We start from the raw sequence: 23,016 nt of genomic DNA, 5'->3' as shown, positions 1-23,016 counted from the left end.
AAGAGAATATCTAAAACAAAACAGTCCTATACAGTCCTTATAAAAACACCTTTTTTTTCCTCTCCCCGACCCTCTCAGACGTGATACGAATGTGGGAGTAGTTATTTATACTTTTTTACAGTTCCTCGCAAAAAAAATTAAAGTTCCATTTCAAAATGATACTTTCCTGAACCAACTGTTTTAGTTTTTACATTTAAAACAGCATTGTTTTCTTTTATAGTTTCTATTTTATTTGTTGGAAATTCAATCGTAGCATTTGTGTTTGCAGGAACTTCAACATCAAGAATAAATTTGTTCTTTTCTATTTTCCAAGAAGAAGAAACTAAACCATAATTTGTTTCTAAACTTGCTTTGGCATACGTCAAATTTCCACCAAGTTCAGGTTTAATAATAATTGATTTATATCCTGCACCTTCGGCTTCTTTAGTATCAATACCTGTAATTGTTCTATACATCCAATCTCCCACTGCACCATACGCGTAATGATTAAAGGAAGTCATGCTTGGATCTTGAAAAGTACCGTCCGGTTTCATCGAGTCCCAACGTTCCCAAATTGTAGTCGCTCCGTGCGCTTTTATTGGATACAACCATGAAGGATAGGTGTCTTGAAGCAACAATTTGTAAGCCACGTCATTTCGTCCAAAACGGGTCAAAACGGGATTTAAAAAAGGTGTTCCCAAGAATCCGGTAGTCAAATGATACTCATAACTTTCGATATTTTTTACCAAACGATCAACCGCTTGCGCTCTTAAGTTTTCTGGTAACATATCAAATTGTAAAGCCAAAATATAAGCAGTTTGTGTTTCCGAAATTAACTTGCCTGATGCTGTCATATATTCGGTTTGAAATGCTTTCTTTATGCGTTCCAAAAGCGCTTGATATTCCTGTACTTCATCGGTTTTACCCAATAAAGTAGCGGCTTTTATCATAATTTGAGTATTGTAGGCATAGAAACATTGGGCAACCAAATAGTTATCGGTAATAGCGGATTTCATTCCTATCATCCCTTTCGAATCATCCACTCTATAGCTCAACCAATCTGCAAACTGAAAACCAGTATTCCACAAATCATTTTTGGCAGTACTTTGCACATAGCCTAAATACGCTTTCATGCTTGGATATTGTCTTTCTACGATTTCCTTGTCGCCAAAACTCACATACATATTGTACGGAATAATAACACTGGCATCCGACCAACCTGCAGCTCCAACAGGCATATCAAAAAAAGATCCTTTCAAAGCATTTGGAATAACAAATGGCACTGCTCCATTTTCTTTTTGGTCTGCCGCAACATCAATTAGCCATTTTGCAAAAAACTGATCCACATTAAAATTAAAAGAAGCTGTTCTTGAAAATACTTCGGCATCACCGGTCCAGCCTAAACGTTCGTCCCGTTGTGGACAATCTGTAGGTACGTCCAAGAAATTCCCTCTTTGGCTCCATTGAATATTAGATTGTAATTTGTTTAGGTATGCATTTGAAGTTTCAAAAGCACCCGTTTTTTTAATGTCAGAATATAATGCAATTGCCGTAAAATCATTTGGGTTTATTTTCCCTGTAATTCCTTCTACTTTTAAATAACGAAAACCAAAAGTCGTAAAATGAGGTTCGAAAGTTTCAATTCCATTACCACTTAAAGTGTAAGTAGCTTGTGCTTTGGCAGAACGTAAGTTTTCAAAATAAGGAGTTCCTTTTTTGTCCAACATTTCTACGTGAGAAAGTTTGATGATATCACCCGCTTTTCCTTGAACACTTACTTTTACCCAACCTGCCAGGTTTTGACCAAAGTCCAAAATTGTTTCCCCTTTTGGAGAAGTCAAAACAGCTATTGGTTTTAAATTTTCGTGTTTGCGAATTGGCTCATTGATGGCAGCCGTAATATAATTTGTTGGAAAGTCTTTGTTAACAACGTTTGTCCATTTGCTATCATCAAAATTAGCAACACTATAGTTTTTTTGTTCCAAACGGGCATCTTGAACTTCGCCGTTATAAATTTCAGAAGAGATAATGTGACTATTGCTCGATTTCCAAGAAGTATCAGAAACTACCGTTTCAGTTGTTCCGTCAGTGTATTTAATTACCATTTGAAAAAGCAGCGCCGTTTCTTTTCCATAAATATTTTGCCTGTTTTCCCAACCTAAACGCGTGCGGTACCAACCACTTCCTAACAATACTCCAATGGCATTTTTCCCTTCTGAAAGCAAATCAGAAACATCATACGTCTGGTATTGTAAGTGCTTATCATAACTGGTCCAACCTGGAGATAAATAGGAATCTCCCATTCGTTTCCCGTTGATTTGAACCTCATACAAACCTCTTGAAGTTACATACACTTTTGCGGAAGCTATTTTTTTATTGGCCAAAAATGATTTTCTGAACATGGGTACAACACCATTTACGGTATCGCTTTTTAACCCAGATCCAATCCAAGTTGCTTTCCATTCATTCGAATGAAGTAAAGCAGTTCCAAAAGAAGCTGTTGCCCATTTAGAAGACTTGCCTTGATTATCCCAAACGCGTACTTGCCAAATGTATTTCGCATTAGATACTAATGGCGAACCGGCATATTTATTAAAAATAGACGCTTCCGAAGTCACTTTTCCGGAAGACCAAACGGTAGTATTTCCTTCTTTAACCTGAATTTCGTAAGCCGTTTGTTTTACGTTTCTTTTATTAGAAACCAATTGCCAACTAAAACGTGGTGTTTTTACTCCAATACCAATTGGATTACTTGCATTTTCGACAGTAAGATTTCGAAGTTCTGTTTGTCCAAAAGCTATTGCATTGAAACAAATGAATAGTAAAATCAGAATGTTTTTTTTCATTATTTGATCTATTAGGTTAATTTTTATTTTATAATCCTTTATTAATCTTTAAAATCCAAGCTGTACAACTGTCAATCCATTCTACATCGCTAGTAGGATTATCCATGCTATAACCGTGTCCGCCTTTGGCATAAAAGAAAGATTCGACCGGAACTTTATTTTTTTGCAACGCCGCTATAAACAAAATAGAATTTTGCACTTTAACTGTATTATCATCTACCGAATGCGTTATAAATGTAGGAGGTGTATTTGCCGTAACCTGCAATTCATTAGAATATTCTTTAATTTTATCTCCATTTACTGGTAGGCTGACTAATTTTTGTTCTGATGTTTTCCAGTCACTCATAATTTTATTCAATGCTACAGGAGATAATCCTTCGCCTATCAAATTATATCGTGACCCCATATGTGTCAAACTATCCGCCATGCTGATAACGGGATAATTTAAAACCATAAAATCTGGACGCAAACTGGTTTTTAGCGGATTGTCAATTAGTGCTTTTTGATAATGTGTGCCGGCTGTGGAAGCTAAATGTCCTCCTGCCGAATTTCCTTCTATACCAATTTTATTGGGATTGATTCCCCATTTTTTAGCATTTTCCCGAACCAACTGAATAGCACGTTGTGCATCTTGCAAAGGAACTATTTGTTTGTTTTCAACATATAGCGCATTGGGCAAGCGGTATTTTAAAACAAAACCCGCAATCCCTTTTTCATTTAATTTTTTGGCAATATCATACCCTTCATGGTCAATTGCCAAACCCGAATAACCTCCACCTGGACAAATAATAACCGCTATACCAGTAGCTTTACTTTTCTCTGGCAAAAAAATAGTCAAATCCGGACTGGCAACCCTCAAAACAAAATGAATCATTTTATTTCCTGATGGAAAAACAGCTGTTGTATCCGTCAATCCTGCTATCTCTTTAGAATTAGGAACTTTTCCATTGTAAAGTGGAATTACTTTTTGAGCATTACTCATTGTAAAGCTCAATAACAGGACTAGAATTGTTGCTTGTTTTATCATTTTTGAAAGATTTGAGGATATTTTTAAATCATTTATAAATTGAAAGTTACCTAAAAAACCAGATAAGACAATAAGTCTTATCTGGTCATTTCTAAAAAAACAATTATGAAACTTAAAATTTATAAGTAGCAGTAATGAAATATGCTCTAGCCGGTAAGCTTAAAGTAGAATATACTGCGTTTGGATTAGCAGCCAATTTCTCTGCTGTGAATCCTTGTCTGTCTAATGCTGCAGGAAATCCTCCTGGTGCTGACCAACCCATTACGCCAATTTGGTTAAAAAGGTTGTTAATGTTAGCTTGCAATTGCAATTTTGCAGTCAAATTGTATCCTAAATTCAAGTTTGTTTGATTGTAAGATGGTAATTCGAATGCATTTGGTACGTTAGCTGCACGTTTTCCCATATAAGAAAAATCAAGAGAAGAATAAAATTTACCAGAAGCATAGGTAGGTGAAACTCTAAGAATTACTTTAGCATTATTATCTGTTTCGTTTCCAGAAAAGTCAACTATTTTATCATCTGCTGATCCATTAGCCCCTAAATCCCAAGTTCTGTATATAACTGCTTTAGAATCTTGAAAAGTAGCTACTGCTTTTACACTAAATTTTTCTGTAAATTCCTGATTTACTTCAAATTCAACACCCATAGTTCTAAATTTATTATACAAAGCAGGTGTATTGTAAGCAGTAGTAATATCAGCTGTTTCTTGACCAGTTGTTCGTTGCGGTACATTGCTCACGATACTATAAAAAGGAGTTACAAATAAATTAGTTCCTGCAGTTTTCAATTTGTAACCAGCCTCATATTGTTGTATTTTTTGAGCCGTAGGATTCAAATTAGCAGCTCCAAATGCTGTGTTTGTAGTTACAAACATATCCATATCTGGCGCTTTATTCCCAAGAGAATAACGACCATAAACAGCTTGATTATCAGCAAATTTATAATTCAAACCACTTGAAAAAGAAAAAGTATTTACTTTCTTGTCTGAATAAGCATAAGTTGCAGCAATACGCCCCATTGTATTATCATATAATGTCAATGGATTTCCATCTGTTCCACCTGGATTAGTTGTAGCTACACTTTCAGAAATTTGATTGTTTCCATTAAAAGATACTGTTTCAGAACGAATACCCCAGTCAAAATTTACTTTTGAACTCATCTCCCAAGTATGACCAAAGAAAAAAGCCATTTGTTTTTGAGCTACTGAAATAATATCTACTGGAGCACTTTTTCCTGAACCACCAGTTATTCCGTCAGGATTTGTTACTTGATACGTTTGACCATCAAATAAACCAATATATGAAATATCTGTTAATGATGGACGTGGTGAAGTCATTTGAGAATATGATACCCCAATACCTGTAGATGACAATCTATCTAAATTTGATTTAGCAAAAAACATTCCTCCCGTAAAAGTCATTTTATTGATTTTTTTGGTAATTGTAAATTGATCTATGATTTCTTTCATTTTATTTTGATTGAAGAAAATAGGATTAAAATACAAAGAGTTAGGCTGTATAGAAGCACCAGGAAAGTTACTATAATTTACTGTTTCATTAAATCCTGCAAAATTACCGCCAATTATATTTGGAGAATGAGTAACTGAACCTATTTGAGTTCCAGTTGCATGATCGTTAAAAGAATATGTTCCAAAATTGAATAAATTCCCAGAAACAGCATAAAAAACAGGAGTATCAGTAGCAAATGGATACACTACAGCGGTAGTATTCCAAACAGCACTTTTATCAGAATAACGTATTTTATTGTCTAATTTCCATCCTTTTCCTAAGTCTTGATCCCAGTTAATTCCAATAGATTTATCAATAGAATGTACTTTATCTCTTGAATCATAGTGCATCTTTTCCCCCGTTTGGTTTACTGTAAAATCAGCTGTAACTGCCGGAATTAATACCGAAGTAGTATTAGTAACCCCAGCTGGATAATGTGGATCACTAAAACCAATAGTTGGTGTAAATTCGTTCCATCCATTTTTATCATTAAGGTACTTTGCAAAAACTTTAACAGAACCCGTTTTATACGTTTTTACCAAATTCGCTTTTATTTGTCCACCATTATTCATCGGGTATCCAGAATATCTGGCTCCATCAGATTGACGTAAAAATCCACCTACGTTAAATGTAACCGATTTGGCTTTACTCAAAGGCCCTCCAAAATCAAAGTCAGTTCGGTAATACGGATTTTTTCCGTTTCCTTCTAAACCATATTTAGCACGAATTTCTCCTTCAAATTTAGATCCACCTAATTTAGAAACATAATTAAAGATTCCTCCGGGAGCATTATTACCCAAGATAGAAGCTGTTCCTCCTCTTACTGCTTCCAGTTTACCTAAAGTAGCATCTGTGCGTAAGAAATAATCAGGACCGTAATTACCAAATGTTGCATTCGTTACCGGTAATCCATCCTCTTGCATAGAAATATAATAATAACCCGAAGCTCCATCATTTGACCCTACAGATACCCCACGAGAGTATACTGTATTACGTATTTCTCCTAAAGAGGAATTCACAAATACTCCTGGGATATTTTTCAATAAATCAGCAGAACTGGTAATCGCAATTTTATCAAATTGTTTCGCACTAATGGTCGAAATAGAAACAGAAGATTGCATTCTTGTACGCTTATCCAATACACCTGTAACTACAACCTCATCTAATGCCTGTGTGTCTCCTTGTAGTACAACATTAACAGTTGTTTGATTACTAATAACAACCTGTTTAGTTTTAAAACCTATATAATTAAAAACTAAAGTCGAATTACTTTTAGCTGTGATTGTATACTTTCCATCAGCATCAGTATTTATTCCATTATTTATTCCTTTTATTGTAACACTTACACCTATAAGTGGTTCATTCTTTTCATCAGTCACTTTACCCTGAATAATTTGTTGCGCCATCGCTTGGGTACAGAATCCCAAATACAACACCAATGCCTTTATCAGGAACAGGGCAACTCGATGTTGTTGTAAAAACTTCTTCATTTTTTGGTTTTTTTTAGTTAGTATTTATTTATTCTTGGATTTTTTTATACATAACATATTTTTATGTTTTATATAATTCAAATTTAACAATACCACTTCTATCAACTGTCCTACGCAATCGTAATAGAAAACATTGTTTTAATTCTTTTTATTTATTAAAATAATAAATTTTATTAATCAAAACAGCTATGAAAGATAAAGACTGCATAGAAAAAAGGGAGCCTCTAAGCATACAAACGGTCAAAGAAAACATTTTAAACAGTTAAAAATCTTACACTTAAATCCCTAATTATTTACTTAAACCCTCATAAACAAGGGAGTTTGTGTGTTTTTACAATTAAAAAATTGACATTTAATATCTTTAAAAGGGTATTTTTCTCTTTTAAAAATAAATCCACATGCTTTATAGTCCAAAATATTGAAATAATACTCTTAAAAAAGCCTCAAAAAGGATTTGAATTTATAAAACAACAAAAAGGTGAAACCAAACTATTTCGTTTTGGTTCCACCTCTTTAAAATTAAATTCTAATTATTTCAAATCATTCGAAAGGAATAATTTTCTATTTCACTGATAAAACAGTTACTGTACTCAGTAATCCTGACGGTAACAATGGAGCGTCTGCTTTGTAAAATGGCATCGTAGTATAGGTGATTTTCTTTACTACTCCCGGTTGTGCATCTCCAATAAGTCTATTTACCCAAAGATTCGTCACTTTTATCGCCAAGGTGTTTTTTCCTGGTTTCAAAATACCAGTTGCATCTACTCTGAATGGTTTTTTCCAAACAATTCCTAATGATTTTCCATTAACGATAACTTCGGCCAGGTTTTTTACTTCTCCAAGATCAATCCATAATTGTCCCTGATTTTTAAACCAGCTTTTTGGTGCATCAATTGTTTTTGAATAGGTTCCTGTTCCTGAAAAATACTTCACGCCAGCATCTGAATTATCTGTCCAAGAAGTCAACTTATCCATTGTAATTTCTGAAGGCGCTCCTCTTTCTTTTTGGAAACTCAAATTCCAGTTTCCTTCCACAGCAGCTAATTTAGTTTCGGTTACAGCTGGTAAAATTTGCGCTGTTGTAGTAGTATTGTCTTTAAAAACAACAAATACAGCATCATTAGGCTCTAAATGCAAAGCTACTTTAGTGCGTCCATCTGCAAAAGAATATGAAGCTGGTTGCGACTTACCTGTTTCAGGATGCCAAATTTCTACTGTTTTTCCAGAAACTCTGAAAGTTGCTTCAAGATCTTCGGTTCTTGCATTGCGATTGTTTACCCAATACAATTCTTGCTCCGGTAATTCACGATGCACAAATAATAACTGAGTATCAGCCTGCGGTTTAGTATATTCAAAATCTGGTTTAACAGCTAAAGCGGTTAAGACTTTTTCGATGGTTTCTCCTGTATATACTTTTCCGTCACCAATCGATTTTACCGTGTTATCAGCACCCCATAACTCAGCTACAATTGTATTAAAAGCAGTTTTATCATCGTTTAAACTTGGAGACCCTATTGGCTTAGGCCCTACAACAATTGCTCCTGCTTTTACTAATTCACTAATTTTATTAGCCACTTTTAATGTCATTTGTTGGCTATTAGCATCCAGTGCCAAAACTTTATAATGCATACCACTTGGAGTAACAATTTGTCCATTTTTTACAGAAAGCAAGTTAAGAAGCGCATCGGCATTAACATAATCAAAATTATATCCTTGCGGAATGTTTGGTGATTTTTTTTCAAAAAGAGACGTGATATTATTGTCTTCTCCATAATAATAAATAACATCCGCTACAAATTTCCCTTGTTGCAACAAATAGGAACTGCGGGAAAGATAATCTGTCCAGGCTGTTGCTTGTTCGGCCCAAGTTTCGTGACGCGTAAACCACTGTCCGAATGGTCCAAGTCCAAGACCGGGAACATGCTCATCTGATGGTTGATGTACCGAAGTATGAATCACAAATCGATTGAGTCCACTCGCTAATTCCATATCTGCAGTTGGTTTCAACCGCTCTGGTGAAAATGCCCATGCGTTACCAATTGCAGTAAGCGACTCGGCTGCCACTAAATTTTGTCCATAAATATGGGCTACCGATGCGGATTCTCTAATATCTGCCTTATGTACTGCATCATCTCCTCCTAAGCCTCCTGGTGTCCACATCGCTCCCATAGGGATAGAAGCCGTACGTTTGACTTCCATACCATCGGCAATTAACGTACGACCAGACTCATGAGATTCAGAATAGCGCTTCATTCCACGCTCCGCTAATAATGTTGTCAACTGATCATAATGGTATTCAGATACCATTTCGCTTAAAGTTTTGCGGTAATCCCATAAGAATTTTTCACTGACTTCAGAACTTTTAATAATTTGCCCCGTTAATACTGGTAACCATGGCAATAAACTATATCCTCTTCTTTTGGCAAACTCAGCCGGTAAATTTTTCGTCCAGTTTTGCGCTCCAGCTTCCCAACTATCGGTAACAATGTATTGTAAACCACCTTTATCTCCCATTAAGCCTCCTGTAGCACTCTTGTATTGATCGAGGTAATTTTCAAAATACGCTTTTATGGCAACTGGATCTAATTTGTCTACTTCTAATCCGGTTGCTTCCGGTGAAGCCGGATGATTGGTTATTCCCAACAATGAATATCCAAAACGTACAAGCTTCCAATTTCCTGCAGGTGGAGTCCAATTCAATGTTCCGTCTGCATTCAATTTACCTGATAAATCAATTACATTTTCCAATGCAATTCCATCAGTACTAGGAGTACCATTTATGTCGATATTTCTGACAGCAGCAAAAGCCGCTTTTTCTTCAAATCGATCAATTTGCGTTGTATTATGCAAAACTATTTCGGCAACATCCGTTCCTGGCGAAGGTTTTGGAGCTTCGTTTGACCCCATCATCGCTGCAAAACTAAAAAGAGGAGGAGGATTTTTAAAAGTAACCCTGAAATATTTTGCAGTTGTTACTGAAAAATTAATAGTTTGTTGTACAATTCCTCCAGCAGGAATAAAAGTGATTTTTTTGAAATGAACACCATCATCGCTTACTTCAACGGAACGTGTATCCGCTTTGTCTCCAAAAAGACCAAAAGGGCCTTTGTCTCCACCACCAACAACAGTTATTCCTTTGAACGTTTGTGGTTTTTCAAAAGCAAATTGTATCCAGGCGCTTTCATCGTTTTTAGTAGCAGGCAGCAAAATAGTCGTTCCTAAGTCTCCGTCTGTAAGTTGGTTTATCGTAAAAGCCCCTCCACTTGAGGTAATCTTTGGTTTTAAATCGCTTAAATTTATTTCTGTATCCGGCAATTTATATGCCATAAGACTGATGTCTTCATAATAATCAGCTGGAGCTGCTACCGATTCTCCCATAGGCATTGCTTCAAAGAAAGGAATGTTCTGGAATGGTCCTGTTTTAGTAGGCGCTTTTGGCAAAACCCCAGTGAATTTTTTTCCGCCTTTTATGCGGATTTCACTCCACACTAATTTTTTCATTCCATCTTTTGGACTTACCCACGGCCCACCACTTTCGCTCCATCCCGGTGAACCTGCAATAGCCATTTCCAGTTTTAGGGAATCGGCCAATTTAGTTGTAAACTGAAAAGCATCTTTCCATTCAGGAGTCATGTAAGTTAGGCGCTTTTTTACAATTTGAGGTGTTGCCATCGCAGCATCAAAATTCATGAAACCACCAATACCTATTCTATTCATCCACAAAAGATCTTTGGTAATACCATCTTTAGAAATATTACCATTCATCCAATGCCACCATACACGAGGCTTTGCAGAATTTGGAGGTGTAGCAAACTCTTTCAATAAGTTATCACTCTTATTTTGAGCATAACCAGAGCTGCAGGCAAGCATCAAAGAAAATGCTGCTATTAATCCCGAATTTTTTTTCATATTTGAAAATTATATAGATTGAAAATTATTTTAAATTTTACTGAAAGACATATTTAAAAAGTAACCAGCCATTTTTATTAAAAGTTTCCCTTTTTTAATACTACAAAAAATATTTCTCTTTTAAATATAGAAATACTACTGATGTTCTTTTTTGTAAATTAAAGAAATATCAAAAACATAACTGTCCTACTCAATCGTTATCGCAAACTACTTTTTGATTACTTTTTTTATTCTTTTTAATAAAATTTATTTATTGGAAATCTCGAATCAAAAAAACACAAAAAGAAAACCAACTCCTCTTAAAGAGAAGAGTTGGTTTTAAAAATAAAGTACTCTATGCTAAAATGTTAGTTAACATTTTTTTTAGATCCTTCAAACAATTCATTATTTAGTACGCTATTGGTAAAAGACTATTTACCAAACATTTTTTATTGTTTGCTGGTATTCTTCCTCAAGTGTTTCTTTGTATGCCACTATTTTGGTAACTTCTAAATGGGTATTTTCAGAAAAAACTAATTCTTTAGAAATAATCCCCTCTAAATTTGTTGGATAATAGGATGGAAAAATAGCAATTCCAATTCCTACAGTAACCAATCCAATCAATAATTCAACATTTGACACTTCCTGAACAATATTAGCATCTCTAGAGAAACCTACATTTCTGCAAAAGACTTCTACATCTTCCAGAATTGCAGGACACAAGTCCTTAGTTAACTCTACCCATTTGTCATTACGAAGTTGTTCAATTTTAATTTTTTGATATTTTGCCAGTGGATGTTTTTTAGGCATAATAACATTTAGAGATTCTTTCCGGAAAACCTGATAATCCAAACCTTTAAAAACTAGCGGTAAAGTAGTAATTCCAATATCTATATTCCCTTTAAAAAGCGCTTCTTGCACTGATACCACTGTAGAACATTCTATTATTTTAAAAGTGGTTTCAGGAAACTTCAGTTGTAACTTTTGTAATACTGCTATAACCTCACTTGTAGGAGACATTTTAGGGATGCCCAGTTTTAATTGTTTACTTTTTTCACTATTTATCTTGGCACTTTTAATTGTTCTGTCTAGTAAATCTATTACACGACTTACTTCTTTCATTAAATAAGCACCCGCTTCAGTCAATTCAACTTTTCTATTATTAACCCGTTTTACTTTGTCAAAAAGTTCAAAACCCAGCTCGTTTTCCAATTGCTGAATTTGATGTGTTAAGGCCGGTTGAGTAATATTTAATTTTTCAGCAGCTTTACCAAAATGCAATTCTTTTGCAACAACCAGAAACGATTTTAATTTACGTAATTCCATTAATATTGTATTATAAAGATCCTCTAAGAATCAGTTCAAACGGATTTTCGATATGTTCTTTTGAAGAGTTTAACACCAGCTGTGCCGCAGATTTTCCCATTGTAGCAAAATCGGTTGAGATAGTGGTAAGTCCATTCATGATAAATTTCTTGAGAGGTGTTTCATTATAAGAAATTACCCCTACTTGCTCCCCTACCGTTAAATTCAAGGTGATGATTTTATCCAAAATTTTCACTAAATCTTCTTCCATTAAATTAATATATACTTCACCTTCATTTACTTCTTCCTGATCCAGATTATGTACGATTTTATAATTGAAAGCATAACTGTAACAAAAGTTTTTAAACCCTTTTATTATCTCATCTGGAAAATAACTATTGTCAGGAAAAATCAATTTTATGGTATGGTATTTACTCAAAAGGTCTAAAGCTTTACTGAGCGCATTGTAAATATCTTCTTCGAAATTCTCGTAAACTGCACCATAATTTCCCGTAATACCTTCAATTTTTTTACCTACGATAATTAATTTTTCTTTTGGAATTTCTTCAATCAACAATTGATAGCCTTCTGCTTTTTCAATAAAATGGGGAATGATAACATAGTGGGTATAAATACTTTTTTGTTGGTTCAATAATTTTTTGAAAAGACCGTAATCATTATTATAAATATAAAAATCAATAGCTGCTTTTTCGCCCAAAGTCTCTACAAAAGCATCATAAATAATTTTCTTGTGCGCACTCAATTTATTAAACATCAGGAATATTTTCAAATCTTGTGATACATCCGTATTGGCAATAAAGTAGCCTTTTCCATGAAAGGCTTCTAAAATGCCCATTTTTCGTAACTTATTATATCCTTTTTCAATCGTAACCCTAGATATTTCGTATTGAAAACTCAATTCATTGATAGACGGCATCGCATCCCCTTTTTTAAGAATACCTTGCTTAATGGCATTCAAAACTGCGTTGACCAGCTGCTGATACTTTGGAGTGGCAGAAAGCTCATCAATTCTAAGGCTATCAATTTTTGACATTTTTTTCATACGAACTTATTTTTTGTATTTTTAAATGATGAATTCAAATAAATTTCAAATTATTTGGAATCAAATTTATAAGAAGATATTTTTATTCACTTATGAAATACTATTTACAATTAAGTAAACATACTTAATTTCTATTTAAAAGTAAAACCTTAATAAAAGTCGAAATTTAATACATTTATAGTTGAACGCAACAAAATCAATGCTTTTTAACGCATTAATTTGTAAACACTCAAAAAACAACAAGAAATTTTTGAAGTTTTTTATACGGTGGTTGCATTCGGTTCCTTAATCCTTTTTAGATTTTTTCTGAAATCCACCTACAGTTAAGATATCGGTATCATATTATCTATTTTTTACAATATTATATTATAAAATTAAAATAACAAACGAGTGTAAAATCTGAATTTTCCTTAATTTTGTATAAAATAATTTGGGTATGGAAATCAAAATCGAAGCTGTTCAAATTGCGGAGTTCTTCAATATGAAGAAATTTCGTGCCGATTTTCGTGCCGAAATACATTCAGGTTCTACTACTGAAGTATTTTATGCATTGGAAGAAAATGAGCGCTATTTATATGTTTTTGATTATGGTGTTGTGGTCTTCGCCAATTATGATGCGGTAGCCAAAAGTGAATTGATAAGCTTTATAAAAAATTATGCAACAACTTTAGTTGACATCCATTTATCAGAAGAATACCGAATTGAAACTGATGAAAAACTGCAAAAAGTCACCGTAAAAAACAATTATGTAACCGTTCCTCAAATAGACTCTTCTATATTGCGCATTGTGATGCTCAACATTGGCCAATCAGTAGCATTAGACTATTATGAGGTCTTAACTGATGAACTTATTAGTTCCTCTAAACACTACATTCTGGAATTAGAACAACACGGAAAACTCAGTATCTCCAAAACTAATTTGCTCAAATACATAGGCAAAGTGCTGAATGTAAAAAATAGTATTGTCGATAATTTATACATTCTTGACGACCCAAATCTCGTTTGGGACAATGAAGAGCTCAATCTCCTCAACCGTCAACTCAAAGCTAATTTTGATATCAACACCCGCTTCAAAGACCTTGATTATCGCCTGCAAATTGTAGAAAATAACCTAAGACTGTTTACTGATGTATTGAACGTGAGAGAAAGCTCTCGTTTGGAATGGGTAGTTATCATATTAATTGGACTGGAAATTGCAATAGCTTTATTTTTCCATTAAAAAACTAAAATTCATGCAGCAAATTCTCACTTACTTCACACACTAAAATCAAAATATTTCTTTGATTCTTTATTCTATAAACAAAGTCATTTTAGCTATTTTTGCTTTTGAAAGATAAAATAACTAGAGAATAAACTAAATTATACTCTTTTTTAATATCGACCAGCTGCTTTTAAAGCAAGAAATGAGAAAATAGCCCTATAAAACATTAAAATGAAAACCTATTACATTCATAACGGAACTGAAAACAGTGGTCCATTTCTCTTGGACGAATTAAAGGCTAAAAAAATAACAAAAACAACATTAATATGGTTCGAAGGCATGGACGAATGGAAATATGCCGGAGACATTCCTGAATTAAGAAGTATTTTGGCCGTAATACCACCACCTTTGAAAAACATTCCACCTTTGCCAAAAGAAAAGGAAAAAGTAGTAAGTCAAACTATTTTAGGAATGGACAAAAGCATCTTTTTTTGGGCTTGTGGAATTTCAACATTAATTGTTGCAACACTGATTTTCAATACCTATCAAGACAACAGAAGTTTAGAATTAGAAGAGAAAAATAAGCAAACTGAATTTCAAAATCAACAAATTGAAATGCAGCAAAAACAAACGGACGAAGAAAAAATACAAATTGCTATTCAAGAAAAAATAAACAACGATAGACTTTCAAAACAAAAAAAAGATTCTGTAAACAACAGAATATCAGAAATCAAGGAGTTACTTATTGTCAATAATGCCAATTTAGAAGAAGATCAAAATAAATTAATAGATGCTAAGGATTTTAAGTTATTAAGATCCGAAAATGAAAGAGAGGATCAAATTAACTTGATAGAAGATGATATTATCCACTGGCAAAAAGAAATTAAAAAATTAGAAAATGAAGTTGATCGACTGTATTTAGAATTAGAAACAATACATTAATTATTATTTTCCTTTAATACAGATTTCTATAGACAACAAAAAACTCCAAAGCAATGAAGCTTTGGAGTTTTGTTTTTATATACTTTTTTTAATTTTTCAAATTTTCAAAACTTTCTAAATTTTCTAAAGTCAAATTCGAAATCACTGATTTATCTTCTTGCAAAACATCATCATTACAAGCAAATTGATCATTTTTTTTTATCAAAAGCCACGTGTTTTCGTCTTTTGTGTTAAGTTCCACCAATGCAAATTCCCCTTTGAGTTTTTTGCCGTTTAGAATAAAACTAAGGTGTCCTTTCTCAAAATCTGATTTCAACTTTTTTTCAACATTATCCGCACCTTCTTGATCAGCTAAAGTATAGGTTCCATTATCCCAAATCATAACAGTTCCTGCGCCATAATTTCCATCGGGAATAATTCCTTCAAAATCTTTGTAATCATACGGATGATCTTCCACCATAATCGCCAGTCTTTTATCCACAGGATTCATCGATGGCCCTTTGGGTATTACCCAACTTTTCAATACTCCGTCCATTTCCATACGAAAATCATAGTGCAAATGAGATGCAGCGTGTTTTTGTACAACAAAAACTAATTCTGTTATTGATTTTTTAATTACGCTTTCAGGTTCAGCAGTAGTATTAAAATTACGCTTTTGATTGTATTTATTTAAAGATATCATGTTAAATAAAATTAGAGTTAAAATAAATCTAAAAGGCAAGGGATTGATAAACTCGTGAAATAAGTCAACAAACTAAAAAATCATTTAGATTGGGTTCAACTTTTTCCTGTATTCTCGTCTAAATTGCTGTGATTATCACCACCAATACTGTAATTGTTATTCTCTTCATCCTCACTCCCGGTATCTTCCTGATCATCATCAAATTCTGATCCGGGAACGTCTAAATCACTTCCAGATTCATCTTCTTCAAAATCTTTTTGATTCAATTCCCTGACATTATTTATTTCAACCGGCACCTTCTTTTTAGTAATATCTTCTGGGTCAATTTCAATTTCTTTTTGGAACTGGCTATATATATCTTCACTTGGAGGATATAAAAGAGAATCCGGTACTTTATTTTTATCTTTCTTATCCGGTTTCATTTTATTTAAATTTAACTCATCATCTATATTTTCCATATTTATATTTTATTAAACTGACTTACAGAACACTAAGTTAATGATTTTTTAACTAAAATGTATTTTATAAGTAAAAAAAAACACTTACTAGTTCTCATTTTATCTTAAAATATATTTTGAATATTCATTTAAATTTAAAATTTTATAATCTACAAATAATTAATTCCATCCATCGAGAGGAGGCACTATCTGATAAACAAAATTCATTTATTGCTGAATTTCTTAAAATAAAATTAAATAACATTCTTTGGTTTTATAATCAAGCTGGTTTCTGTTAAATTTACAAAAACTTTTTTTTTATATTTCACAAACAACTACAAAATTACACCAATGGAAACCCAAGAAAAAGATCAAAATGAAGTAATGAATCCATTTTTTCAGGTCTATAATACCCCTTATAATGTTCCGCCTTTTGATAAAATAAAAAATGAACATTTTAAACCCGCTATTTTAGAAGGAATTAAACTGCATCAAATACAAATAGATCAAATTACGGATAATACAGATATCCCAACTTTTGAAAATACCATTCTCGCAATGGAAAATGCTGGGGAATTTCTTTTGAAGGTCAATATGGTATTTTCTAATTTGAACGGTGCTAATACAAACGATGACCTTCAAAACATAGCCAAAGAACTGGCTCCCAACTTAGCTGCGCATAACGATAATATCTATTTGAACGAAAAATTATTTTGGAAAGTAAAGTCACTTTGGAATGAAAAAGAAAAACTAAATCTGAATATAGAGCAAGCAAAGGTTTTGGATAATTTGCACAAAGCATTTGTACGAAGTGGAGCAAATTTAGCTGATTCCGACAAAGATAAACTGAGAAAAATAAACGAGGAACTTTCGCTGACTTCGCTAAAATATGGTCAAAATGTTTTAGCTGAAACCAATACATACAAATTGGTTATTGAAGATAAAAACGATTTATCAGGATTACCACAGGAATTAATTACTGCCGCTCTTGCAGATGGAAAATCAAAAGGAAACGAAGGTAAATGGGTTTTTACCTTATCTAATTCCAGCGTAATTCCGTTTTTACAATACAGCGCCAACAGAAGTTTAAGACAGCAAATCTGGGAAGCCTATCAAACTCGTGCCAATCATGATGACGATTTTGATAATAAAGAAAATGCCTTGAAATTAGCGAATCTTCGTGGCGAAAAAGCGCGCCTTCTTGGTTATGAAACGCATGCTCATTATGTTCTTGAGGAAAGCATGGCCAAAACTCCTGAAAATGTTTACAAACTTTTGAATGATTTATGGAAACCTGCTTTAGAAATTGCCAAAACGGAAGCAGCAGACATTCAAGAAATGATGAAAAAAGATGGAATCAATGATGTAGTTCAGCCCTACGATTGGCGATTTTACACTGAAAAAATCCGAAAAGAACGTTTTGATCTGGACGAGCAGGAACTAAAACCCTATTTTAGTTTAGAAAACGTCACAAAAGGTGTTTTTCAAGTTACCAAAAACTTATACGGCTTACAATTCAAACCCTTACAAGAAGTTCCAAAATACCATCAAGAAGTGGATGTTTGGGAAGTTTCAGAGTCAGACGGAACGCTTGTAGGTATTTTATATATGGATTTTTTTCCTCGAAATTCAAAACGTGGCGGTGCCTGGATGACTTCCTACAGAACCCAAAAAACAATTGACGGACTGCGACAAGCTCCAGTGATTTCTATTGTTTGCAATTTTTCTAAACCCACAGAAAATAATCCAGCTTTATTGACTTTTGACGAGGTGACTACTTTTTTCCATGAATTTGGCCACGCTTTACACGGATTATTGTCGAATGTAACCTACCGAAGTTTAGCCGGTACTAACGTGCCAAGAGATTTTGTTGAATTGCCTTCGCAAATTATGGAAAATTGGGCAGGAGAACCAGAAGTTTTAAAATTGTATGCTAAACATTACCAAACAGGAGCAGTCATTCCCGATGATTTGATTAAAAAAATGCAGGAATCCAGCACTTTTGATCAAGGATTTATGACAACAGAATATTTAGCCGCTTCCTTTTTAGACTTAAAGTATCACACTCAAAAGTCTACAATTACCATAGATGCCAATACTTTTGAAAAAAATGCAATGAACGAAATAGGGCTAATACAAGCTATTATTCCAAGATATAGAAGTACGTATTACAATCATATTTTCTCTGGGGGTTATTCGGCTGGATATTACAGCTATATCTGGTCAGGCGTTTTGGATACGGATGCTTTTGAAGTTTTCAAAACAGCCAACTTATTCAATCCTGAAAAAGCAAAATCATTTCGCAAAAACATTTTAGAAAAAGGGGGAACCGAAGAACCAATGGTTTTGTATAAACGTTTTCGCGGTGCAGAACCTAGTGTTGAACCGCTATTGAGAAAACGAGGTTTGGACAGAAAAGAAACCAGCAAATCCTAAAAAAATCCAAAGATTAATTGTTCCAATAAATAAAATATCCTATTCTTAAATTAATTAGAATAGGATATTTTACTTTTTAAACGGTTTTAGTAAACTGTAGCATTTTTTAATTCCCCCAAATTCTATTTTTGAAAACATCAAATGTTTGTCTTAAATGTTGATTAAGCAATAGAAAAATAACGACAATAACCATTAAATAACCAATAACGGTGAAGATTTCCATATTGGACAATAAAACCGATTGTTTTGAAACCGAACTAATGATTTGTTTCATCGCTAATTTATTGGAATCATCTATCGAATAGCCTTTAGCCATAAAACTTCTGGTAATTTGCTCGACACGTATTTGTGTTTCCGGACTTTCGGGAAGGATAAATTGTCTGAATTTTGTAAAATGGGTGTTTTGCAAAAACAATCCTGCGTTTTGAATCATCGCAAAACCCATTATACTTCCCCAAAAACGCCCAGCAACGCCAACAATTCCAGCAAACGGAGCAAAATGTGTAGGAACAGCAGATACGGTGAATAAGACCAACGGAACAAATATTATTCCAACAGCCACACCTTGCAACATATACGGAATCGCAATATCCGAAAAGGAAGCATCCGGCACAAAAAGCAAAGTAAACCAGAAATGAAATACTGCCAAAAGTGAAAATCCTATTATAAAAATATAGCGGGAAGAAACTGATTTAGCCAAAAAGAATCCAGTCAAAATCATTCCAATTATGTTTCCTGTTAAATTTAAATATTGCACATGAGCCACTCTAGAAGGTTCCCAATTCCAAACTACAGCCATCGTACTGTGACAAATATTCAATGTTGCTCTGGCAATATAAAAAACCACTGACAACAACAATCCGGTTCGTAAATTCGCATACCGAAAGACTCGCATATCAAAAGTAGGTCTCTTCACCAGCATTTGTCGGGCGATAAAAAAACCTCCTGTTATTAGTGCAATAATAAGTGCTGCAACAATTTGAGGCGATTCAAACCAATATTTTTTTTGGCCATAAACCACAAAATAACTGCCACACAAAACAGCGGTAAGCACCAAAATAAAACTGGCCCAATCGATTTGATACAACGGAATTTTTTTATGAAAACGATTGTTATTGAAGGTAATCATGACCAAGGCTACACACACAATTTGGAAAAAAGCGGAACCATACGCCATATATTTCCAATCGTAATTCTCTAGTAACCAAACCGCAATATTCATTATAAAAGGAGAAGCCAGCATCAAAGCACCATAATTAAGCGTAAAAGCGATAATTACAGCATTTTTAGACTTAAACCGAGCAATCAAAAACTGTCGCAAAGGTAAAACTGGCAATGCCATCAAGATTCCTTCGGCCATTCGTAACATAATAAACAAAGAAAAATTTTGGGTGTAAGCCGTGAGTATAAATGTTAGCGCAGCTAAGCCATAAATAACCAGAAAATATTTCTTGGTTGGAAAAAACTTAAAAAACCGACTTTCGATAAGAATAGTAGCTAAAAAAGTTCCATAAGTAACACACATGGAAAACTGCAAATCTTCTACTTCTACATCCAAAAAACTTGCCGCATAGGTCACATTAGAAGTATATACTCCCAATAAAACCATGGAATGCAGCATGCAGAAAAAGATAATTGCAATAATAGCCCAATTGGGAACCCAAGATTTAAAAACACTTACTTCTGACATCTGATTATTTGTGTTCGGCGATAACGGTAACATTCATACCGGCTCTAAGAAAGTCCGTTTGTGCATTATTTTCTTTTAATTTTATTCTAACTGGAATTCGTTGTTCTATTTTTATAAAATTACCCGTTGCGTTATCAGGAGGCAATAATGAAAAACGAGCCCCACTGGCTGGCGACAAAGATTCAATTATTCCCACAAAATCTCTTCCGCTTATTGCATCTGCCTTTAGCTCCACTTCTTGTCCAATAGATAAATATTGCAGCTGCGTTTCCTTAAAATTAGCGGTAATCCACTTTTCCTTGCTCACAATAGAAACTAAGGTTTGTCCTTCTTTTATCATCTGTCCTGGTTGCATCATTTTTTTACCCACCCAGCCATCATAAGGCGCCGTAATTACGGTGTAAGAAAGAAACAAAGTCGCATTATCAGCAATCGCTTGTTTGGATTGAATTACTGTCTGAGCTGTTGGAATTTTAGCCGAAGCTTCTGAGGTGTTCAATACTGCTGATTGAATTGTGTTGGCAATTTCCTGATAATGTGCCTGCGCCAACTCGTAATCGGCTTTTACTTTTTCAAGCTGCTGCTCAGTGGCCGCTTCCTGACTTACCAATCCTTTATAGCGATTGTATTCCAGTTTGGTTTTCCAAACTTCCGTTTTTGCAGCTTCTAATTGTGCCTGTCTAACTGAAGTTGTATTAGAAGTTGTTGCGACATTTTTTGCTATCACAATACTATTACTTTTTGCATTTTCAACATCAGCCAATGCCATGTCTAAATGTGCTTTATATTCCCTATTGTCAATTATCAGCAATGTGTCCCCTTTGTGAACAAATTGATTTTCATTATAGCGCACTTCGGTAACATAACCCGTAATTCGAGCCATAATTGGCGTTACATACTGATCCACCTGAGCATCATTAGTTTCTTCGTGATTTTTATTAAAAATATAAAACCAAATCCCTAAAACAATTCCGCCGAGAACCAGCAGACTGGCAATTACGGTGATTAATCTATGAAATGATCGATGCGCTCTTGATGAATTATGAACTTTTACCATATAAATTTGAAACTAAATTATATTAAATTGAAATTATTATTTGTTGAGTAATCCTGCTGTATGAAGCAATTCATACTGTTTCATAACGACATCAATTCTAGTGGAAACTTTGTTGAATTTTGCCTGAAGCAACGCATTATCCGCATCAACCATTTCCGTAATTAAGACCAGCTGATTCAAGTATTTTACTTTTACAATACGGTAATTCTCATTGGCTAAATCCAGTGCTTTTTCCGTAACCGGTAACTTGTCCAGTATTTCCTGATATTGGGTATGATTTCTAAATACTTTATCCACCATCTCATTTTTTACAAGTTCAGATTCATTTTCTTGCAATTCTACTTTTAAATTGGCAACCTGAACTTTGGCTTTATTTTTATACAAACCCGATAAATTATAACTAGCCTCCACTCCTATTTGCCCTATAGTATAGAGATACGGACGATTCAGCGTAAATAACATATAATCAGGATATTTCAGATTATAATTCCCAAAGAAACTCACTTTAGGATAATAGCTTCCTTTGACTATTTTTAACGCTGTTTTTTTAATGTCCACTTCCCTATTTGCGATACGCATTTCTTCGTTTTGAAGCGTCTCTTTAAAATAGAAATCATAATCTTTAAGCGGAGCAATATCAAGCAAACCCGTTGTGTCAATAGCAATTTCTGCTTCTTCGGGCAACTGTAATATTGTTTTTAACTCTTGAAGCGCAATCCTGATATTTTTTTTATTGGTCAATGAATTGAGTTCTCGGTCTGAAAGTTGTAACTCGGAACGTAGCACTTCATTTTTAGTAACCGTTCCAAAGGTTTTAAAAGCTTTCACTTCCTTTAATCGTTCCTGTTCTTCTTTAATGCTTTCGTCAATGATTTTCTGAAGTTCCATCATTTTATAAATTCCCAAAAAAGTTGCTATAACTTGTAATTGAATGTCATTCTGTGTCTTTTCTAGTTTGATTTTGGCAATTTCGTTTTCCTCTTTCGACTTTTTAATTGCATTATTAATTCTATTACCGGCATAAAGCGGCACGTCAAATTTTGTAACTGCATCATATATTACGGTACCAGGTTCTGGCGTATAGGTATGCTTATCCGAGAAAAAACCGCCTTCGTATTCCGTCAAATCTGATAATCGGGAATACATCGCATTAAAATTAACTTCAGGTAAACGAAGATTTTTTGTTTCGGCAATCTCTTTTTCCGAAATATGCTGTTCGATATGAGATTTCTGAATGGTCTTATTATTTTCTTTAGCGATTTTTAAAGCATCATTTAAAGAAATTGCGGTAGCTTGTTGTGCTTGTATTGAAGTGATTCCATGAAAAAAGAGGAATAATAACAATGCATTTTTTGAAAAATTAATTTTCGATTGGCTCCAAAGAACCCATTTTTTAAGAAACATAATATAGATCAAGGATTATGGCGCAAAGTTCCCCAATTTAATTCATGCCTTAAAATCAACT

At 33.9% G+C, this 23,016-nt stretch carries 14 protein-coding genes; 3 read left to right on the top strand and 11 right to left on the bottom strand.

What is annotated here, in order from left to right:
* Window positions 1–137: 137 nt before the first annotated feature.
* From T410_RS10470 to T410_RS10445, 6 genes are all read right to left on the bottom strand, one after another.
* A complete protein-coding gene (locus T410_RS10470; protein WP_035671398.1) occupies window positions 138–2,825 on the bottom strand; it encodes an alpha-L-rhamnosidase in 2,688 nt (895 codons plus the stop codon).
* A gap of 28 nt (window positions 2,826–2,853) precedes the next feature.
* On the bottom strand, window positions 2,854–3,852 hold the full coding sequence (locus T410_RS10465; protein ID WP_035671395.1) for an alpha/beta hydrolase: 999 nt from the start codon (window positions 3,850–3,852) through the stop codon (window positions 2,854–2,856).
* A 112-nt stretch (window positions 3,853–3,964) separates the two neighbouring features.
* Window positions 3,965–6,850 (bottom strand): TonB-dependent receptor, encoded by a 2,886-nt coding sequence (locus tag T410_RS10460; protein WP_081897829.1) that lies wholly within the window; start codon window positions 6,848–6,850, stop codon window positions 3,965–3,967.
* 561 nt (window positions 6,851–7,411) lie between these two features.
* Entirely contained in the window at window positions 7,412–10,759 is a 3,348-nt protein-coding gene (locus T410_RS10455) for a glycosyl hydrolase (protein WP_035671389.1), read from the bottom strand.
* A 414-nt stretch (window positions 10,760–11,173) separates the two neighbouring features.
* The gene (locus T410_RS10450; RefSeq protein ID WP_035671388.1) at window positions 11,174–12,064 is read right to left on the bottom strand and encodes a LysR family transcriptional regulator; all 891 of its coding nucleotides are present in this window, start codon (window positions 12,062–12,064) and stop codon (window positions 11,174–11,176) included.
* Window positions 12,065–12,074: 10 nt separating this feature from the next.
* Window positions 12,075–13,106: a GntR family transcriptional regulator gene (locus T410_RS10445; RefSeq protein ID WP_035671386.1), complete on the bottom strand. Its 1,032-nt coding sequence runs from the start codon at window positions 13,104–13,106 to the stop codon at window positions 12,075–12,077.
* A gap of 436 nt (window positions 13,107–13,542) precedes the next feature.
* On the opposite strand from T410_RS10445, the gene T410_RS16735 reads away from it, so the two are divergent.
* A complete protein-coding gene (locus tag T410_RS16735; protein WP_202963245.1) occupies window positions 13,543–14,325 on the top strand; it encodes an RMD1 family protein in 783 nt (260 codons plus the stop codon).
* A gap of 213 nt (window positions 14,326–14,538) precedes the next feature.
* Window positions 14,539–15,249, top strand: coding sequence for a DUF4339 domain-containing protein (locus T410_RS10435; protein WP_035671383.1), 711 nt, complete (start codon window positions 14,539–14,541; stop codon window positions 15,247–15,249).
* A gap of 88 nt (window positions 15,250–15,337) precedes the next feature.
* On the opposite strand, the gene T410_RS10430 is transcribed toward T410_RS10435, so the two are convergent.
* On the bottom strand, window positions 15,338–15,931 hold the full coding sequence (locus T410_RS10430; RefSeq protein WP_238567365.1) for a DNA polymerase ligase N-terminal domain-containing protein: 594 nt from the start codon (window positions 15,929–15,931) through the stop codon (window positions 15,338–15,340).
* A gap of 95 nt (window positions 15,932–16,026) precedes the next feature.
* Window positions 16,027–16,389: a hypothetical protein gene (locus T410_RS10425; RefSeq protein WP_035671380.1), complete on the bottom strand. Its 363-nt coding sequence runs from the start codon at window positions 16,387–16,389 to the stop codon at window positions 16,027–16,029.
* Window positions 16,390–16,719: 330 nt separating this feature from the next.
* Here T410_RS10425 and T410_RS10420 point away from each other — a divergent pair, with 330 nt between their 5' ends.
* Window positions 16,720–18,804 (top strand): M3 family metallopeptidase, encoded by a 2,085-nt coding sequence (locus tag T410_RS10420; RefSeq protein WP_051929387.1) that lies wholly within the window; start codon window positions 16,720–16,722, stop codon window positions 18,802–18,804.
* A 106-nt stretch (window positions 18,805–18,910) separates the two neighbouring features.
* On the opposite strand, the gene T410_RS10415 is transcribed toward T410_RS10420, so the two are convergent.
* The 3 genes from T410_RS10415 to T410_RS10405 are packed head-to-tail and all read right to left on the bottom strand — an operon-like array spanning window position 18,911 to window position 22,955.
* Window positions 18,911–20,494: an MFS transporter gene (locus T410_RS10415; protein ID WP_035671378.1), complete on the bottom strand. Its 1,584-nt coding sequence runs from the start codon at window positions 20,492–20,494 to the stop codon at window positions 18,911–18,913.
* A gap of 4 nt (window positions 20,495–20,498) precedes the next feature.
* Window positions 20,499–21,551, bottom strand: a complete 1,053-nt coding sequence (locus tag T410_RS10410; RefSeq protein WP_035671376.1) for an HlyD family secretion protein — start codon at window positions 21,549–21,551, stop codon at window positions 20,499–20,501.
* A gap of 36 nt (window positions 21,552–21,587) precedes the next feature.
* A complete protein-coding gene (locus tag T410_RS10405; RefSeq protein WP_035671374.1) occupies window positions 21,588–22,955 on the bottom strand; it encodes a TolC family protein in 1,368 nt (455 codons plus the stop codon).
* Window positions 22,956–23,016 lie beyond the last annotated feature (61 nt).

The sequence above is a fragment of the Flavobacterium sp. 83 genome (assembly GCF_000744835.1).
Classification (GTDB): Bacteria; Bacteroidota; Bacteroidia; order Flavobacteriales; family Flavobacteriaceae; genus Flavobacterium.
The sequence above is the reverse complement of the archived record's forward strand: the minus strand, read 5'-3'. Positions and strand labels throughout refer to the sequence as shown.

Bases quoted from the DNA above. Each gene is read 5' to 3' on its own strand.
- T410_RS10430 (WP_238567365.1), bottom strand. From the start codon at position 15,931: ATGATATCTTTAAATAAATACAATCAAAAGCGTAATTTTAATACTACT.
- T410_RS10445 (WP_035671386.1), bottom strand. From the start codon at position 13,106: ATGAAAAAAATGTCAAAAATTGATAGCCTTAGAATTGATGAGCTTTCT.
- T410_RS10405 (WP_035671374.1), bottom strand. From the start codon at position 22,955: ATGTTTCTTAAAAAATGGGTTCTTTGGAGCCAATCGAAAATTAATTTT.
- T410_RS10465 (WP_035671395.1), bottom strand. From the start codon at position 3,852: ATGATAAAACAAGCAACAATTCTAGTCCTGTTATTGAGCTTTACAATG.
- T410_RS10410 (WP_035671376.1), bottom strand. From the start codon at position 21,551: ATGGTAAAAGTTCATAATTCATCAAGAGCGCATCGATCATTTCATAGA.
- T410_RS10425 (WP_035671380.1), bottom strand. From the start codon at position 16,389: ATGGAAAATATAGATGATGAGTTAAATTTAAATAAAATGAAACCGGAT.
- T410_RS16735 (WP_202963245.1), top strand. From the start codon at position 13,543: ATGGAAATCAAAATCGAAGCTGTTCAAATTGCGGAGTTCTTCAATATG.
- T410_RS10415 (WP_035671378.1), bottom strand. From the start codon at position 20,494: ATGTCAGAAGTAAGTGTTTTTAAATCTTGGGTTCCCAATTGGGCTATT.
- T410_RS10420 (WP_051929387.1), top strand. From the start codon at position 16,720: ATGGAAACCCAAGAAAAAGATCAAAATGAAGTAATGAATCCATTTTTT.
- T410_RS10470 (WP_035671398.1), bottom strand. From the start codon at position 2,825: ATGAAAAAAAACATTCTGATTTTACTATTCATTTGTTTCAATGCAATA.
- T410_RS10455 (WP_035671389.1), bottom strand. From the start codon at position 10,759: ATGAAAAAAAATTCGGGATTAATAGCAGCATTTTCTTTGATGCTTGCC.
- T410_RS10460 (WP_081897829.1), bottom strand. From the start codon at position 6,850: ATGAAGAAGTTTTTACAACAACATCGAGTTGCCCTGTTCCTGATAAAG.
- T410_RS10435 (WP_035671383.1), top strand. From the start codon at position 14,539: ATGAAAACCTATTACATTCATAACGGAACTGAAAACAGTGGTCCATTT.
- T410_RS10450 (WP_035671388.1), bottom strand. From the start codon at position 12,064: ATGGAATTACGTAAATTAAAATCGTTTCTGGTTGTTGCAAAAGAATTG.